Genomic DNA, 19,055 nt, shown 5'->3' on the forward strand with positions numbered 1-19,055 from the left:
CAACTGGGAATCAGGAAAAATTAGCCACCAACTCCCCAACCCCCAACCACACCAAAAAAAAACATGAAAAATCAACTAGAACAACGATTTGACTACGTCAAAATTGGCATCGCCTCCCCAGAAAGAGTCCGTACTTGGGGAGAGCGAAGCCTACCCAACGGTCAAATAGTCGGCGAAGTCACCAAACCAGAAACAATAAACTATCGCACCCTCAAACCAGAGATGGACGGACTCTTCTGCGAGCGGATATTTGGTCCGGCAAAAGACTGGGAATGTCACTGCGGCAAATACAAACGAGTTCGCCACCGGGGAATAGTTTGCGAACGCTGCGGCGTAGAAGTCACCGAATCTCGCGTACGCCGACATCGCATGGGATACATCAAACTCGCAGCCCCAGTAACACACGTTTGGTACCTAAAAGGAATTCCCAGCTACCTAAGCATTTTGCTCGACATGGCACTGCGAGACGTAGAACAGATCGTTTACTTCAACGCCTACGTAGTCTTGAACCCAGGAAACGCCGGGAACTTAAGCTACAAACAACTACTCAGCGAAGACCAATGGTTAGAAATAGAAGAACAGCTTTATAGCGAAGACTCCGACCTAGAAGGCGTCGAAGTAGGAATTGGAGCCGAAGCAGTACAAAGATTACTGCGCGAAGTAGAACTAGAAACCGAAGCCGAAAAACTCCGCGAAGAAATTTCTACAGCCAAAGGACAAAAACGCGCCCGACTAATCAAAAGACTGCGAGTAATCGACAACTTCATTGCCACAGGTTCCCTACCCGAATGGATGGTCCTAACCTATATCCCCGTCATCCCCCCCGACCTCCGTCCCATGGTACAACTCGACGGCGGCAGATTCGCCACCTCCGACTTAAACGACCTCTATCGACGAGTAATTAACCGTAACAATCGATTAGCTCGCCTACAAGAAATCCTCGCCCCCGAAATCATCGTCCGTAACGAAAAGCGGATGCTCCAAGAAGCAGTTGACGCCCTAATCGACAACGGCAGACGCGGCAGAACCGTAGTTGGCGCCAACAATCGCCCCCTCAAATCCCTCTCCGATATCATCGAAGGCAAACAAGGTCGTTTCCGCCAAAACCTCCTCGGAAAAAGAGTCGATTACTCCGGACGTTCCGTCATCGTCGTCGGTCCCAAACTAAAAATTTATCAATGTGGTTTACCCAGAGAAATGGCGATCGAACTATTTCAACCCTTCGTCATTCATAGCCTCATTCGTTCCGGACTCGTCAACAACATCAAAGCAGCCAAAAAACTCATCCAGCGTAACGATCCCTCAGTCTGGGAAGTCCTCGAAGAAGTCATCGCCGGACATCCAGTCCTCCTCAACCGCGCCCCCACCCTACACCGCTTAGGAATCCAAGCCTTTGAACCAATCCTGGTAGAAGGTAGAGCAATTCAGTTACATCCCCTAGTCTGCCCCGCCTTCAACGCCGACTTTGACGGCGACCAAATGGCAGTTCACGTACCCCTATCCTTAGAATCCCAAGCTGAAGCAAGACTTTTAATGCTCGCCTGTCACAACATCCTTTCCCCAGCAACCGGAAGACCAATCGTCGCCCCCTCTCAAGACATGGTCTTAGGCTGTTATTACCTAACAGCAGAAAACCCCACCGCCAACAAAGAAGAACGCCACTTCGCCAACCTAGAAGACGCCATTAAAGCCTACGAACAAGGTCTCATTGGGCTACACGCCAAAATTTGGGTTCGTTACAACGGTGACGTCGAAACCGCCCAACTCGATACCAAAGTATTAAACCAAGAACAACACCCAGACGGAACTATCACCAAACACTACCGCCAGAAAAAAAGGAGAGAAACCCCCGACGGACAACTAATTTGTCAGTACCTGCTCACTACCCCTGGTCGAATCGTTTATAACAAAACCATTCAAGACACCCTAGCCCCAGCCTAACAACCAGTCAAACAATAAACCCCTCGATCGACTTTTCCACAGAATAAAAAAATGACAAAAGAACTCGTATTTTATAACCGCACCGTAGACAAAAAGATCCTCAAAAAACTGATCGCCTGGGCATACACCAACCACGGCAGCGCTCGCTGCGCCCAAATGGCAGACCATCTCAAACAACTCGGCTTCCGCTACGCAACCAAAGCCGGAGTCTCCATCAGCGTCGAAGACCTCCAAGTCCCCCCCATCAAGCGGAAAATGCTTGAAGTAGCCGAAGCCGAAATCCGCATCACCACCGATCGCTACTCCCGAGGCGAAATCACCGAAGTCGAACGCTTCCAAAAAGTAATCGACACCTGGAACAGCACCTCCGAAGCCCTCAAAGACGAAGTTGTCCGGAACTTTGAAGCCACCGATCCCCTCAACTCCGTTTATATGATGGCATTCTCCGGTGCCAGAGGAAACATGAGCCAAGTCCGCCAACTCGTAGGCATGCGCGGCCTAATGGCAGACCCCCAAGGCGAAATTATCGACCTCCCCATCAAAACCAACTTCCGCGAAGGTCTAACCGTCACCGAATATATCATCTCCTCCTACGGCGCCCGCAAAGGACTCGTAGACACCGCCCTGCGAACCGCCGACTCCGGCTACCTCACCCGGCGACTAGTCGATGTCGCCCAGGATGTGATCGTCCGCGAACCAGACTGCGGCACCACCAGAGGCATCCAACTCGTACCCATGAAAGACGGCGATCGCACCCTCATCCCCTTAGCAGACCGTCTCTTTGGACGCGTCCTCGGCGAAGACATCCACAGCCAAACCGGGGAATTAATAGCCTCTCGCAATCAACTAATAGACGAAATCCTAGCAAACAAAATTGCCCAACACGCCCAAGCAGTAATCGTCCGCTCCCCCCTAACCTGCGAAGCCTCCCGCTCAGTTTGTCGAAACTGTTATGGAGCCGCCCTAGCCACCGGAGACGAAGTAGACCTAGGCGAAGCAGTCGGCATCATCGCCGCCCAATCCATTGGCGAACCGGGAACTCAACTAACAATGCGGACATTCCATACCGGAGGCGTATTTACAGGACAAGTCGCCAAACAAGTGCGATCGCCCATTGCCGGAACCGTTAAACTCAAAGTACGCACCAGAACTGTTCGCACCCGCCACGGTGACGAACGAGAACAAGTCGAAGTAGCCGGTAACATCCTTATCGAACCAACAACAGGCAAATCTGTTACCTTTAGCGTCAGTCCTGGAAGTTTGATCTTAGTTAAAGACGGCGAAAAAGTAGAACCCTCCCAACTACTAGCAGAAGTTCCCGTCCGAGAGCGATCGCGCTCCACCGAACGAGCAACCAAAGACGTCGCCTCAGACCTAGCAGGAGAAGTATACTTCGACAATCTCCTCCTAGAAGAAAAAACTGACCGCCAAGGTAACACCACCCGCATTTGTTCCCGTGGCGGACTCATTTGGGTACTCTCAGGAGAAGTCTATAACCTCCCCCCAGGAGCGGAACCCGTCGTCAAAAACGGAGACTTTGTCCAACCCGGAACCGTTCTCGCCGAAACCAAACTTATCTCCGTATCCGGCGGCGTCTGTCGTACCTCTGGCGGTCGCGAAATTTCCATCATCACCGCCGACCTTCGTTTAGACCAAGCAAAAGTTCGGCGAGCCACTGGAGGTGGAGCAGAACAATACACAATTCACTCTGCCAACAACCAGCGCTTCCTCCTGAAAGCCACCCCAGGAATGAAAGTAGCCGACTCCCAAGTAATTGCCGAACTAATCGACGATCGCTATCGAACCAACACTGGTGGAATTATTAAATACGCTGGCGTCGAAGTCCAAAAAAGTAAATCCACTCGCAAACAAGGCTACGAAGTCGTTAAAGGAGGCACATTACTCTGGATACCCGAAGAATGTCACGAAGTCAACAAAGACATCTCCCTCCTTCAAGTCGAAGATGGACAATACGTTGAAGCAGGAACCGAAATCGTCAAAGACGTATTCTGTCAGTCCGCCGGAATAGTAGAAATCGTCCAGAAAAACGACATTCTCCGCGAAGTAGCAATTAAACCAGGAGAAATCCATCTCTTAGACGAAATCCCCACCTCCAATCCAGCCCCCGAACTACTATCCCCCGGTTCCGAACCCCTTCCGGGAATAATCACCCCCCACCTGAGTTGGGCAGAATACATCGAAACAGACGGCGGCATCGCCTTATTACTGCGTCCCGTCATCGAATATACCATTGCCGACGAACCCTCAGTTCCCTCCCAAGCCAGCATCAACGAATCAGACAAACCACCAATTCAACTCAGAGCAGTTCAACGACTCCTCTATAAGGACGGAGAACGAGTAAAATCAGTCGAAGGATTAGAACTAATGCGGACTCAGTTAGTCTTAGACATTAACGCAACTGACGAAGCAAGCGTTAGCGATCGCCTCTGGGCAGACATCGAATTAATTCCTTCTGAAGATGACCAACAAGAATGGCTTCTGCAAATGGTAATCCTAGAATCCCTAGTAATTCGCCGAGACATCGAAGCAGACCCCTTTGGTGGAGCCACCCAAACTAAAGTCTTAGTTTCTGACGGTGAAGAAATCGCCCCAGGAGCAGTCGTAGCTCGTACAGAAATCTACGCCAAAGAAGCCGGAGAAGTACGCGGAATCAAAGAAGGCGTCGAAGCAATACGCCGCATCCTCGTAGTTCGAGACTCAGACCGCGTTACCCTATCCACAACCGAGCGCTCCACACGCCAAATCAGCGAACTAGTCGTAGCCGGAACCGAACTTACCAACAATCAAACTAGCTCCGTCTCCGGTCAAATAGTTCGCATTACCGACCAAGAAATTACCCTCCGACGAGCGCGTCCCTATCGAGTCAGCACAAACGCTGTCCTCCACGTCGAAGACGGAGACCTAGTCCAGCGCGGCGACAACCTAGTCCTACTCGTATTCGAGCGAGCAAAAACAGGAGACATCATTCAAGGTCTGCCCAGAATTGAAGAACTACTCGAAGCCCGCAAACCCAAAGAAGCTTGCTTGCTCGCACGTCGTCCCGGAATCGCTCAAGTAGTATATAGCGACGACGAAACCGCAGACGTCAAAGTAATTGAAGCTGACGGAGTAGTCGCCGACTATCCAGTCAGTCCCGGACAAAACGTACTCATTTCCGACGAACAACAAGTAGCCGCCGGAACCCCCTTAACCGACGGTCCGGCAAACCCCCACGAAATCTTAGAAATATTCTTTCAACTCTACCTCGAAGAAAAAGGAGTTTATGAAGCAGCCCTAATTGGCTTAGAACAAGCCCAGCGCTTCCTCGTCAACGAAGTGCAATCAGTTTATCAGTCCCAGGGAATTGACATCGCTGACAAACATATTGAAGTAATCGTCCGTCAGATGACCTCAAAAGTCCGAGTAGATGACGGCGGAGACACAACCATGCTCCCAGGAGAACTAGTCGAATTGCGCCAAATCGAACAAGTAAATGAAGCCATGAGCATCACCGGAGGAGCGCCCGCACGTTATACCCCAGTCCTACTAGGAATTACCAAAGCCTCCCTCAACACAGACAGTTTCATCTCCGCAGCCTCCTTCCAAGAAACAACCAGAGTATTAACCGAAGCAGCGATCGAAGGTAAATCAGACTGGTTGCGAGGCTTGAAAGAAAACGTGATCATCGGTCGCTTAATTCCCGCCGGAACGGGCTTTTCTCAACTAACCGAAGAACCCTTAACCATAGATAGTGAAGGGGGTAGTACCAGGAGCGAAACCAACATCGCACGTACCAGCTTCCGCACTAGTCCCGTCCAAACTGACGACCCCATGGATGTCGTTTTAGACGATCGCACTGCACGCGCTTATTCATTAGTAGAAGAAGAACGCCCCTCCGGTACCCCAGACTCTCAATCTCAGAAAAATAAACCACCTGCCACCGAGAGTAATTCTCCTAGCAGTTTCACCTCAAAAAGTAACCTTAACAACATAGATGGAACTGACTCCGAAGAGTAGCGATCGCTCTTGACTTCAATTCTTCATCCAGAAGAATAACTTTCCCCAATCTTCGATCGGTAGAGACGTCGCCAAAACACGTCTCTACCTTTTATTTCAACCCTCCATCGAGCTAAGAAATCCCCTCTAACTCACCAGGTCGTATAGTTAACTTTCTCATCTCTTGACCCCGATATATGCGGATCTCAATCGGCTTACCTACCTCGCTATTTTCCACCATACGCTGTAACTGTTCCGCATCCACAACTTTTTGCCCATTAAACTCAACGATCGCATCTCCACTATTAATTCCGGCTGCGGCGGCGGGGCTATTCGGTTCGACCCCCATGACCAAAACCCCAATAACCTCCGGTAACTGAAGCGAAGAATTAGGGTCTTGATTATTCCTCGCAGCTAATTGGGGAGTTAGATTGACCATGCGAATACCCAAATAAGGGTGAACCACCTTTTCTCCTTCAGCCAACACCGGGTAAATAACCTTAGCTTTATTCACCGGAATCGCAAAACCAATACCCGTAGCTCCAGGACGAATAGCCGTGTTAATCCCGATTACTTCACCATTTTCATTTAATAACGGACCCCCAGAATTTCCCGGATTAATCGCCGCATCAGTTTGAATAAAATCCAGCCGTTTGTCAGGAATCCCCACTTGCGCGCTAGAACGATTGAGAGTGCTAACGATACCTAAAGTAACAGTATTATCAAGTCCGAGAGGATTGCCCACAGCGATCGCCCAGTCTCCTACTTCAATTTGGGAAGAGTCTCCTAGTGTAACAGTGGGAAAGTTTTCGCCTTCAATTTTGACGACTGCTAAATCGGTTACTGGATCTGCACCTAATACTTTTCCTTCAAAGGTACGTCCATCTCTAAGAATTACTGTGACGCGATCGGCGTTATTTACCACATGAGAATTAGTGAGGATGATCCCATTACTTTCAACTATAAAGCCAGAACCTTGACCGCGTAAGTGTCTTTCTTGGGGCGGTTGGAAGAGAAAATCATCACCAAAAAAGCGACGGAAAAAAGGATCGTCAAAAAATGGATCGATGCGACGAGAAATCGTTCTTTCGGTATCGATTAGCACTACTGCCTGTCCTACCTTACGAACTGCATCAGCGACAAAGCTGTGGTGAGTAGCAGTAGAAGTTTTTTGTGCTAGCTGTAGAGAGGAAAGTGTTGGACTAGCTTGAGTCGGCGAAGCGGAATAAATTCCCATCATTATCAATACCGAAAGAAGCATAGCTAACAGACGGGCAGCCTGACAACTGCAAAAAAACTTGTTTAATTTCATGGTTCCTTAATTTGCGATTTAGAAAATTATTTGGGATGAGCGGGTATTTCTAAACTTTACCAGCTACGTTCCCTGGAAAATCCCGAGTTTATGGCTTGGGATGACCGAAGAGATCTGGTCTCTAACTGTCTAGTGCTAGCAATCAGAGTTTACACTAAGTAAGATCGAACATAAGACTTTTAAGATTATCGGAGTTAACTCGTTGATTAATCAATCCTTTGACAAGCTAGCAAAAGAGGAACATTCACATCGAAAATCCGTGAAAGAAGATCTCCACCAGCATCATCATAGTCACGAAGATCGGGTAAAACCTCACGTTCATACTGAAGAGTCACTACGCAAGATTATTAATCGGCTTTCGCGGATTGAGGGACATATCCGAGGCATTAAAACAATGGTCAATGAAAGTCGTCCTTGTCCGGAAGTTTTGGTACAAATTGCGGCAGTACGGGGGGCTTTAGATCGGGTAGCGCGGATTATTTTGGACGAACATTTAAGTGAATGTATCGGTCGCGCTGCCAAGGAGGGCAATATTGAGGTGGAGATTAAAGAGTTAAAAGCAGCTTTGGATCGATTTTTGCCTTAATTAATCAAGGGGTAATGGCGCGATCGCGTCCCTCAAATTGGCTGACGTTCGTCGGATGGAAAATAAATAATTATACTAGATTGTTGTTAGCTGACTTGGCAAAGCTTGTGAGATTACTGAAACGCTCAACCGGATTTTTGACTATTTTATTGGCTAGTTCTGCTTTCGCTGGAGTAGCAAATGCTGCTTTCCCTCGGACTGAAGTTAAGAGAGCATTGCCACTAAATTGGCAACTCCTGGCGGTCAATTTACCAATTTTTCTGGCACAAAACAACGCGCCTGTGGGACTTTCATCTTTGGAAAGAGAAATAGTTGAGGAGATGAACAAGGCACGTGCTAATCCTAATGCTTATGCTGATAAACTTGAAGCTTTGAAGCCATATTACGAAGGTAATTTGCTTTCCTTGCCAGGAAAAACGCCACTGGTAACTGAAGAAGGTTTGGCAGCTGTTGAGGAGGCGATCGCCTTTTTGCGCGATGCTGAACCTTTACCACCTCTTAACGTCTCTAGGGGAATGTCTCAAGCGGCTAGAGATTTGGTTCAATATCAAGGTCCGAGAGGCGAAACGGGTCACTCGGGACGGGATGGTTCTCAAACTTGGGATCGCATCGGTCGTTATGGTCAGGCTTCTGGCAATCAAGGGGAAAATATTAGTTACGGTACCGATACAGCCGAAGAGGTGGTCTTACAGTTAATTATTGATGATGGTGTGGAAAATCGCGGTCACAGAGATAACATTTTTAGCTCTGATTACCAGTATACGGGTGTGGCTTGCGGAGATCACGCTCAACAAGACAAGATGTGCGTGATTACCTATGCGGGAGGTTATACCGATAATCTGGCGACTACTCCGGATAATGTAACTGTTCCAGAAGTGTCTCCTAGCCCGGAAACTCCTACCAGTTCGCCTCCAGAAGTGTCTCCTCCTGTGGAAACTTCTCCAGAAACGGCTGTTGGTCCGTTGTTACTGGAAAATGGTATTCTCCAAGAGGGTGATGAAATTCTGCCTAATGATAATAGTTTGTATGATGTTCATAGCTTTCAAGGTAGTGCTGGGCGTCAGGTAACAATTACTTTAGAAAGTAATCAATTTGATACTTATCTGGCTTTAATTGACCCTACAGGTGAGTTGATTCAAGAAAATGATGATGTCGCTGAAGATAATACTAATTCCTCGATTACTTTGACTTTACCGATGGATGGTGTTTATCGCATTATTGTTAATTCTTATGATGCTCAAGGTCGAGGTGAGTATCGAGTTACTGTTCGATAAAGGGAATTTAATTTAAGTTAGTGGCGATCGCTCTTTTATCTCTTGACAAAATGCGCATTTTGCATTACAAGCTTAAAAAAAGATGTCAGGGTTTTAATTTGGCGATCGCCGATATAGTAATTTTTTTGTGGAACTTCAGGTCGATATGTGGCTAACTTCTTGGGAGTTTTGCCAAGATTTCATTAAGGTTATCATCTATGCTAATTTCCATTCAATAATTATCCTCAATCGGGAAATCGAGCTAAAAAAGACCGCCCTTTGTTGATTATCTCCTCAATTTAAATCCGCGAACTCCCTACCCGTCTGGGTTTCAAGCCCCTTGTCACCCTGTAAGGTTATTTTACCTGTGACAGAAGAGAGATACTACAAAATTAGCCAAAATCGAAATCATCTCGATCGAGAAAGCCACCTTGGAATAGCGCTTGTGGTAATCAACACTCTTATTTGCTTGAGAAGATGACCTTCACAAAATTTTCGCAACTTCCTCTTAAAATGGAAATAAAAATACTACCCCAGACTCTTGAATCGAGGGAATCAGCGAACAAGGGCAAAATCAATTACCTGTGACCAGACAATTAAAATTATTGATATGAAGGAAAATAATCTACAAGGGGTCATCCACTTAAATCAATGGTTAGGTAAATACCGTTTAATAGAGGAAGTTTATCTGGGTAAACGTACTGTGGTTTATCGGGGAGTGGTAGAAGAAAATCAAGATTCTCGCCCGGTTGTGTTAAAGTGGCTACACCAAGAGTATCCCACATTCAACGACCTACTACAATTTCGCAATCAATACGCGATCGCCAAAAATCTCAAGATACGGGGAATTGTCCGTCCCTACAGTTTAGAAACCTATCGCAACAGTTATATTTTAATCATGGAAGATTTTGGCGGAATTTCTCTGCAAAATTACGTCAAAACTAACAATTTATCCCTCTTAGAGATTTTAGAAATTGCCACTCAACTAGCAACAATTTTACAAGAACTCCACCGCGATCGCGTCATTCACAAAGATATCAAACCCGCTAATATCTTAATTCATCCCTCGACTAAAGAAGTCAAAATCATTGACTTTAGCATTGCTTCCCTTTTACCCCGCGAAACTCAAGAAATACAGAATCCCAACCAATTAGAAGGAACACTAGCTTATATTTCCCCAGAACAAACCGGAAGAATGAACCGAGGAATTGACTATCGGAGTGATTTTTATTCCTTGGGTATAACCTTCTACGAATTACTCACCGGGGAATTACCTTTTCAATCAAATGACCCAATGGAATTAGTCCATTGTCATCTTGCCAAACCCGCCCCCGAAGTCCACAAAATCAACCCCCAAATTCCCTTTATTTTAGCCAAGATTGTTAAAAAATTAATCGCTAAAAATGCCGAAGACCGCTATCAAAGTGCCTTCGGACTCAAAGAAGATTTAGAAAACTGTTTAACCCAACTGCAAAAAACAGGAAAAATCGCCAAGTTTGCCATTGCCAAACGAGATATTTGCGACCGTTTTCTAATTTCCGAAAAATTATATGGTCGAGAGAAAGAAGTAGAAAAACTCTTAGCAGCATTTGCCAGAATCAGCAGTGGAACAACCGAAATGATGCTAGTAGCGGGTTTTTCTGGGATTGGTAAAACCGCAGTCGTCAACGAAGTTCACAAACCGATTGTGCGACAACGGGGTTACTTTATTAAAGGCAAATTTGACCAATTTCAACGTAATATTCCCTTCTCGGCATTTGTGCAAGCCTTTCGGGATTTAATGGGACAATTATTAACCGAAAGCGATGCTCAAATTCAGCAGTGGAAAAACAAAATCTTAGCAGCAGTAGGGGAAAATGGGCAAGTAATTATTGACGTGATTCCCGAATTAGAAAAAATTCTTGGCGAACAACCACCCGCCGTAGAATTATCGGGAACAGCCGCGCAAAATCGCTTTAATTTATTATTGCAAAAATTCACCAAAGTTTTTACCAGTAAAGAACATCCTTTAGTGATGTTTTTAGACGACTTACAATGGGCAGATGCAGCATCACTTAAATTAATACAAGTATTAATAGCAGATACCGCTCATCTATTATTAATTGGTGCCTACCGCGATAACGAAGTTAATCCCGCACATCCGTTAATCTTAACTTTGGGTGAAATTCAAAAATCAGGCTTTACCATTAATACCATTACTTTAAAGCCTCTGAACAAAACCCAGATAAATCAGTTAGTAACAGACACACTCAAAAGTACAAAAAAGTTAGCTTTACCTCTTGCTAAATTAGTCTTTCAGAAAACCAAAGGAAACCCCTTTTTTGCAAGCCAATTTCTCAAAGCTTTACACGAAGAAAATTTCATTGAATTTAACTTTGATATCGGCTGTTGGCAATGTGACATCGCCCGAATCAAACGACAAGCCTTGAGTGAGGATGTGGTAGAATTCATGGCATTGCAGTTAGAAAAACTGCCCTTAGCCAGCCAGGAAGTTCTCAAATTAGCGGCTTGTATTGGCAATCAATTTGATTTAGCAACATTAGCAATTGTTTCACAACAATCAGAAATTGAGGCGGCAGCAAATTTATGGAAAGGATTGCAAGAAGGGTTGATTTTACCAGTTGGTGAGGTTTATAAGTTTTATGTAGGGCAAGAAACGCTGGCAGACACTCCCAAAAATTCTCAAACCGTTAGCTATAAATTCCTGCACGATCGCGTCCAACAAGCTGCTTATTCTCTCATTCCCGACGAGCGAAAACAAACCACACATTATCGCATCGGACAACTGCTACTGCAAAAAATCCCTCCAGAAACCAGAGAAGAACGCATTTTTGAATTGGTCAATCAATTAAACTATGGAACGGCTTTAATTAACGAACAAAAAGAACGAGATGAACTGTCCCAATTAAATTTAATCGCCTGTCGCAAAGCCCGAAGTTCAACCGCCTATCAAGCGGGCAGGGAATATGCCAAGATCGGTTTCTCTTTGCTGGGAGAAAAGGCTTGGTCGAGGAAATATTATAAGACGCTGGAATTTCACGAACTCGCCGCAGAGTTGGCATTGCTATGCGGTGACTTTGAACAAATGGAGCGGTTTGTGAAAATAGCTTGCGATCGCGCCAATTCTTTAGTAGAAAAGGTGAAAGTTTATCGCCTAAAAATTCAAGCTCGTTTTGCCCAAAATCAATTAACCGAAGCTATTAACATTGCCCTAGAACTGTTGCAACAATTAGGAGTTACTTTTCCCGAATCACCGACGCAAAACGATATTCAACAAGCTATTGCTGAAATTTATCAACTCATTGGCGATCGCGAGGTTGAAGACCTAATTTATCTACCGCAAATGACCGACGCCAAAAAAATTGCCATCATACAAATTGCCAATAGTATCTCGCCAGCCACTTATTTTATTGGTTCTTCTTTGAATCCTTTATTGATTGCTTTAGTAGTCAAAGAATCGATTCTATTTGGCAATACTCCGGCTTCTGCTTTTGGTTATGCCGGTTATGCTTTCGTGGCTTGCAACCCTTTGCAAGATGTAGATACTGGTGTAAAATTCGGTCGGTTAGCGCTCCAAATTACTTCCCAACCAGATGCCAAACCTATAAAACCTGGAGTCTTGACAGTTGTAGGGGCATTAATTCTTCATCGCAAATTTCATGTAAAAGAGTCTTTACTTCTCCTGCAAGAAGGATATGCGACGGCACTGGAAGTAGGAGATCCCGATATAGCAGGACATAATTCCCATAACTTTTGCCTCAGTTCTTTTTGGTGCGGTCGTCCCTTGGTGGCGTTGGAACAAGAAGCTAGTGCTTACTGTAATGGATTGTTGCAAATTAAGCAATTGATAACTGCCAACTACTGTCGGATTTATTGGCAAGCAATTTTAAATTTACTCGGCAAGAGCGAACATCTTACCATCTTGGCTGGAGAGGCTTTTCAAGAAACAGAATTTATGCCCCAACTTCTCGAAGCTCGCGATTTCTATGGCATTTATATTTGTTCGGTCTATAAGTTGATGCTGTGCTATTTATTTGAGGAACTCGAAGCGGCAAAGAATCATGCCCTGGAGGTCGAGCAATACTTTATGGCTGGCATGGGAACTTTGGGAGAACCCGCATTTTATTTGTACGATTCTTTAACTATTTTAGCTTCTTTAAATCCAGAATTAGAGCCAAGAGCGGATGAGTTGAAGAAAGTAGAAAAAAACCAAACTAAATTGCAACAACAATGGGCGAATTATGCCCCAATGAATCACCAGCATAAAGTCGATCTGGTCGCAGCCGAAAAATGTCGAGTATTGAAACAAAAAACAGAGGCAAGCGAGCTATACGACAAAGCAATTTCTGGAGCCAAAGAAAACGAATATATCCAAGAAGAAGCCCTGGCTAACGAACTAGCTGCTAAATTTTATCTCGAATGGGGCAAAGAAAAATTTGCTGCCCTTCATATGCAAGAAGCCTATTATTGTTACTCGCGCTGGGGAGCAAAAGCCAAAGTCGCCGACTTAGAAAAACGCTATCCTCAACTGCTGGCTCCCATCTTACAGCAAATCCGTTCGACTCTTTCGACTCACGAAACTATCTTCGCCTTGGGAACTGTCACATCAACAAGTTCGCATACATCTAACAGTAGCGTTTCTACCGCTTTAGATTTAGCCGCTATTCTCAAAGCATCGCAAACCCTTTCGAGTGAAATCGAACTCGACAAACTGCTCTCGTCGTTGCTATCGATCGTGATTGAAAATGGGGGGGCGGATAAATGCGTCTTAATGCTGTTGCGAGACGATCGCCTGCTGATTAAAGGCTTAATAACGCTAGGGACAGAACCCGTGGTTTTACAGCGTATTCCTGTTGAACAAAGTCACGACGTTCCCTTAAAACTAATCTACAAAGTCAAGCATAACTTGCAGACAGAAACGCTGATTAATGCAAGCGCCGATCCGACTTTAGCCCATGACCCCTACATTCAGCAACATCAACCCAAGAGTGTGTTGTGTAGTCCGATTTTACATCAAGGGAAGTTGATGGGCATTTTATATCTAGAGAATAATTTAACCATGGGGGCTTTTACCCGCGATCGCGTCGAACTACTGAATTTACTTTGCGCTCAAGCCGCTATTTCCTTAGAAAATGCTCGACTTTATGAGCGATCGCAGGAATATTCCCAACAGTTAGAACAGGCATTAAATAACTTAAAAAACACCCAACTACAACTTGTCCAAAGTGAGAAAATGTCAGCATTGGGTAATTTAGTTGCGGGTGTAGCTCACGAAATTAATAACCCAGTGGGTTTTATTTCTGGCAATGTTAGCGAAGCGATCGCCGCCGTCCAAGACTTCACAGAATTTCTCTCACTCTATCAAGAAAAATTTCCTAATCCCGGAGATGAAATAGCCGACAAAGCCGAAGAGTTAGAGATTGAATATCTTTTAGAAGACCTACCGAAAATGCTAGCATCGATGCAGGTCGGGTGCGAGCGCATCAAAGGAATTAGTACCAGTTTAAGAACCTTCTCTCGGACCGATCGGGATTACAAAGTGCCGTTTAATATTCATGAAGGCATTGAAAGTACGCTGTTAATTCTTAAACATCGCCTGAAAGCAAACGAGCAACGTCCTGGAATTGAAGTTGTTAAAAATTATGGGAATTTACCCCAAGTTATGTGTTTTTCTGGTCAATTAAATCAGGTATTTATGAATGTTTTAGCCAATGCCATCGAGGCGTTAGATGAGTCAAGTATGGGCAAAAGTTTTGCAGAAATTGAGCGTCATCCTCGCCAAATTTTCATTCAAACCTCAGTGGAAAATGAAAAGGTTCAAGTTATCATAGCTGATAATGGTACGGGCATGAATGAACAAGTCAAACAAAAAATATTTGACCACTTGTTTACCACCAAAGCAGTGGGGAAAGGAACTGGGTTAGGATTGGCGATCGCGAAGTCTATAATCGTTGAAAAACATGGCGGTGAGATAATGGTTAATTCTCGACTCGGAGAAGGAACGCAATTTATTATTAGTTTTCCGATCAAAGGATGATAATTTCGGTTCTTTCCAGCGAGTGATAGATAGAGACTTTTAAGACATCTTCAACATCAATTTTCGCAGTTTCTCTAGGTTAACCCAAAATGAATTTTGTTTTTTGTTCTTTTATTTCTTGACAAAATGCACATTTTGCGATAAAGACTAAACTTTCACGCCTTCAATTTCCTCATCAGATAAATCATACAAATCTCTTAATTTCGCCAATTTCTCTTCATCAGGTTGCCAAAAACCACGCCCATTTGCTTCTAACATTCTCCCGACAATATTGCGAAAAGCTTCAGGATTTGCTTCGCGTAGTTTTGCCGCCATTTCTGCATCTAAAGCGTAAGTTTCTGCGGCTTGGTCATAAACCCAACTATCGGTAAAATTAACCGTACCTCCCCAACCTATTAAAGCAGTCATGCGTTGAGAAATTTCGTAAGCGCCACCCGAACCTTGATTAGCCATTGCTTGCGCCCACTTCGGATTTAAAAGTTTGGTACGATACTCTAATCTGAGCAATTCTGTTAACTTTCTCGGTGTAGTATCTTTCGAGAAACTTTCCACAAAATCAGCATTTACTTGCTTCCCACTTTGCTTTTCAGCAGCTTGTTTCAACGCGCCCGTATTCGCATAATATTCTTGAATATCAGTTAAACCATATTCTACCGAATCAATTTCTTGAATTACGCGATCGCACCTTTTTAGTAGTTGATTTAACACTTCTGGACGCGCTTGTCCTTTATCATTACGTCCATAGCTGTAAGAATTACGTTTTGTCCAGGTATCCGCCAACTCTTCACCAGATTCCCAGTTACTATCGACGACGCGATCGTTTACCAACGAACCAAAATCACCAGCCGGATTAGAAAATAACCTTGCAGAAGCATTTTCTACCCCTTGGGCTGACAAAGCCAAAGCGTGTTTGCGAATATAATTTTCCTCTTCACTTTCATCAGCTTCCGCAGCCCGTCGAAATAAATCATCCAATAACTCAATAATATTCACAAATGTATCGCGGAAAATACCCGAAAGATTCGCCAAAACATCAATCCGAGGATGACCAACTTCCGCCAAATCTTTCAACTCATAACGAACAATTCTCCCCGTACCTTCCTTAACAGGTTCCGCCCCCACCAATTCTAACAAAATACCCAGCGATTCACCCTTAGTTTTAATCGCATCCAAACCCCACAACATTACCGCCACAGTCTCCGGAAACTTACCCGTTTCTTCCACATTTTGCAAGATAATTTTTCGGGCAATTTCCCTTCCCCTTTCATAAGCTGCTGGTGAAGGCATTCGATAAGGATCTAAAGCATGAATATTCCTCCCAGTAGGCAATACACCAACACCATCACGTAACAAATCTCCACCAGCCGCAGGTAAAATATACTCTCCATTTAAACCCCGTAAAAGATTCGTTAACTCATCAGTATTTTGCCGCAACAACTCAATAATTTGCTTCTTTTCTTCCTCTTCTGCTTCACTTAGCGCCTTTGCGTCTTTGCGCGAGTTTCCCTCACCAAAATAAGCATCTAAATAAGACTGCAAACCCACCTCATCAGGAACTTCACCCAAACTATGTAAACCCGAAGAAAACAACCTTTGTTCAACTACCTGTAAATACTCATAAACCTTAACAAAATAATCATTAATTACCCGCTTACTAAACAACTTAGCATTCTCAACCGTAAACTCAATTCCCGACTTTCTCCCCTCCTCAAAAACACAATCTTTATCAATTCCCACATCAACAATTTTCTGACAAATTGCCTCCTTCAGCGCATAATTCTTTTCCGGATCTTCCCGATACTCAGAAATCAAATCTCGCAGCGTGAGTAACTCTTTATACAAACCTGCACGACCATAAGGAGGTACATTATGAGAAATTAACACCCCATAACCGCGACGTTTAGCCAGCATCGATTCCGAAGGATTATTAGCAGCATAAATATACAAATTCGGGAGATTTCCTAACAAAATATCCGACCAAGAATAGCCAGTATTTCCTAACGGCGATCCCGGCAACCATTCTACAGTTCCGTGCATTCCAAAATGAACAACAGCATCAGCTTGAAAATCATTTTGTAGCCACTTGTAAAAAGCAGCATATTGAGGGTGAGGTGTCAAGTCTTTTTCAAACATTAAACGCATCGGATCGCCAGCAATTCCCAGTGGAGGTTGTACCCCAATCCAAATATTTCCTAACTGAATACCACCAATATAAAAATCATCGCCGATAGTTTTTATCCCCGTTTTCGTCAAACTTTTCCATTGTTTTTCAATCCGACTTATTAACAAATACCCCAACCATTTCTCCAAAGTCTTTACATTCACACTCGTCTGTAATCCGAAGCAAATTTCTTGACTTTGCGCCTTTCTTTGCGTCTTTGCGACTTGGCGTGAAATTCTCTCTTCATCTGCTGCTTTCACCCAGCGAATAATTTCTTCGCCATCTGCTGGTAACTCCCCCACTTCATAACCGGCTGCTTGTAAATTTTGGAGAAAACTAAACAAACTTTTCGGCACATTTAATAACGCGGCGGTTCCCGTTGCGCCGTAACCTGGCGGAAACCCATACAAAATCACGGCAATTTTTCGATCTTTTGCAGGAGTTTCTCGTAATTTAATCCAAGCTTTAACTCTGCCAATTAACCGTTGAACTCGTTCGGGGACAAGATAGATTTTTTCACCGACTAAACCACCAAGAGGAACAACATCAATTGCACCATCTAATTCGGGTAACGCATACAGAACAACACTTTGCAAGCCGCCAATTCCTTGTCTTGTCCAAGAATGAATATCTTGAATTAATAAGGGCGCGGCAACAAAATAAGGGACATTTTTGGCAGCGAGAATGCGTTTTGCTACAGCTACTTGTCGTCCTGCTTCCATTGAACCCGCAGGTCCACCAACTAAGGGAAAACCTATGGTAGAAACGATCGCGTTAACTGCTACTGCTTCGGGTGAGAGAGAAAGGATTTCTTTGTTTCCTTGTTCTCTTTGTTGAGTTTCGTAAGCGGTTGTCATCCAGTCGCGGACGGCGACATGACCTTCGACACCATTTATAAATATTGGTAAGGGAATTAATCCGGCGTTTTCAAAGTAGCGAATTAGTTGAGGAATGTAGGGTTGTTTGGTAATAACGTGTTTGCGATAAAGTAAGATGCCAATGACTGGTTTGTCTTGGGGAGAAAGGCTTGTTGATGTTTCTTGGTTGACCCCTCCCTGAAACGGAGAGGGGCTTTTTGAGGTTGGTTGTTGTTGATACCAGTCAAGATATTGTTTGGGTGAGGTGAAGTATCCGTCGTAGTCAGGGTGAAGTAAACCCATGTTGGGTGTTTCAATGACTGCGGGAATTTCACCTACTTTTAAGCCTAAATATTTTTCTGCGATCGCCCAAAACATTGCGGCAACATTTTCCATTCCGCCTGCGTTCCAATAGCTGTAAATTATTAGCCAGTTTCGCAAATCTTGGACTTTTTTGGCGGGGATATATTTGAGAAGTTTGGGTCCGGTTTTGAGGAAGCTGAGATAGCCTGCGAGTTTGTCTTCTTCGCGAGAGTTGCTAAATTTAGAGAGGATAAATTTTACAGGTTTAGGCATTCCTTTGGGTTTGTCACCGATCGCGAATTTTCCCAATTTGGTGAGACTCATTAATTCGAGGGCTGACTCGAAAACGAGGCGGATGGGAATGTGTTGTACTTTTTCGCGTAACCAGATAACTTGATCGTAGTCGAAGATGAGACTGGCGAAGAAAACATCTGCTTGTTGTAGGGCTGTGGCGACTATTTCTGGGTGGGTTGCGATCGCGCGATCGCTAAATACTTCGATTTCTAGTTGTTCGCATTGGGATTTAGCTAGTTCTGCTGCTTTTCGGTATAAGTCGGTGTTAAATGATTCAAATCCGGCGATCGCGACGATGCGTTTCATACCTACAAC

General features: G+C 44.5%; 5 protein-coding genes and 1 pseudogene. 4 read left to right on the forward strand and 2 right to left on the reverse strand.

What is annotated here, in order from left to right:
- The first annotated feature begins 63 nt into the window (after positions 1-63).
- Positions 64-5,958, forward strand: a pseudogene (locus G3T18_RS05960) (DNA-directed RNA polymerase subunit beta').
- 112 nt (positions 5,959-6,070) lie between these two features.
- On the opposite strand, the gene G3T18_RS05965 reads toward G3T18_RS05960, so the two are convergent.
- Positions 6,071-7,249 (reverse strand): HhoA/HhoB/HtrA family serine endopeptidase, encoded by a 1,179-nt coding sequence (locus tag G3T18_RS05965; protein ID WP_224409617.1) that lies wholly within the window; start codon positions 7,247-7,249, stop codon positions 6,071-6,073.
- Positions 7,250-7,508: 259 nt separating this feature from the next.
- On the opposite strand from G3T18_RS05965, the gene G3T18_RS05970 reads away from it, so the two are divergent.
- From G3T18_RS05970 to G3T18_RS05980, 3 genes are all read left to right on the forward strand, one after another.
- Positions 7,509-7,835 (forward strand): metal-sensing transcriptional repressor, encoded by a 327-nt coding sequence (locus G3T18_RS05970; protein WP_224409618.1) that lies wholly within the window; start codon positions 7,509-7,511, stop codon positions 7,833-7,835.
- Positions 7,836-7,849: 14 nt separating this feature from the next.
- Positions 7,850-9,109, forward strand: coding sequence for a CAP domain-containing protein (locus G3T18_RS05975; protein WP_224409619.1), 1,260 nt, complete (start codon positions 7,850-7,852; stop codon positions 9,107-9,109).
- Positions 9,110-9,698: 589 nt separating this feature from the next.
- On the forward strand, positions 9,699-15,125 hold the full coding sequence (locus tag G3T18_RS05980) for a trifunctional serine/threonine-protein kinase/ATP-binding protein/sensor histidine kinase (protein WP_224409620.1): 5,427 nt from the start codon (positions 9,699-9,701) through the stop codon (positions 15,123-15,125).
- A 147-nt stretch (positions 15,126-15,272) separates the two neighbouring features.
- On the opposite strand, the gene bchH is transcribed toward G3T18_RS05980, so the two are convergent.
- Positions 15,273-19,046 carry a magnesium chelatase subunit H gene (bchH, locus tag G3T18_RS05985; protein WP_224409621.1) on the reverse strand — a complete coding sequence of 1,258 codons (3,774 nt, stop codon included), beginning with the start codon at positions 19,044-19,046 and terminating at the stop codon, positions 15,273-15,275.
- Positions 19,047-19,055 lie beyond the last annotated feature (9 nt).

The organism is Oscillatoria salina IIICB1 (assembly GCF_020144665.1).
Classification (GTDB): Bacteria; Cyanobacteriota; Cyanobacteriia; order Cyanobacteriales; family SIO1D9; genus IIICB1.

Excerpts from the sequence above, each read along its gene's own strand:
- G3T18_RS05965 (WP_224409617.1), bottom strand. The coding sequence starts at position 7,249 with ATGAAATTAAACAAGTTTTTTTGCAGTTGTCAGGCTGCCCGTCTGTTA.
- G3T18_RS05975 (WP_224409619.1), top strand. The coding sequence starts at position 7,850 with ATGGCGCGATCGCGTCCCTCAAATTGGCTGACGTTCGTCGGATGGAAA.
- G3T18_RS05980 (WP_224409620.1), top strand. The coding sequence starts at position 9,699 with ATGAAGGAAAATAATCTACAAGGGGTCATCCACTTAAATCAATGGTTA.
- bchH (WP_224409621.1), bottom strand. The coding sequence starts at position 19,046 with ATGAAACGCATCGTCGCGATCGCCGGATTTGAATCATTTAACACCGAC.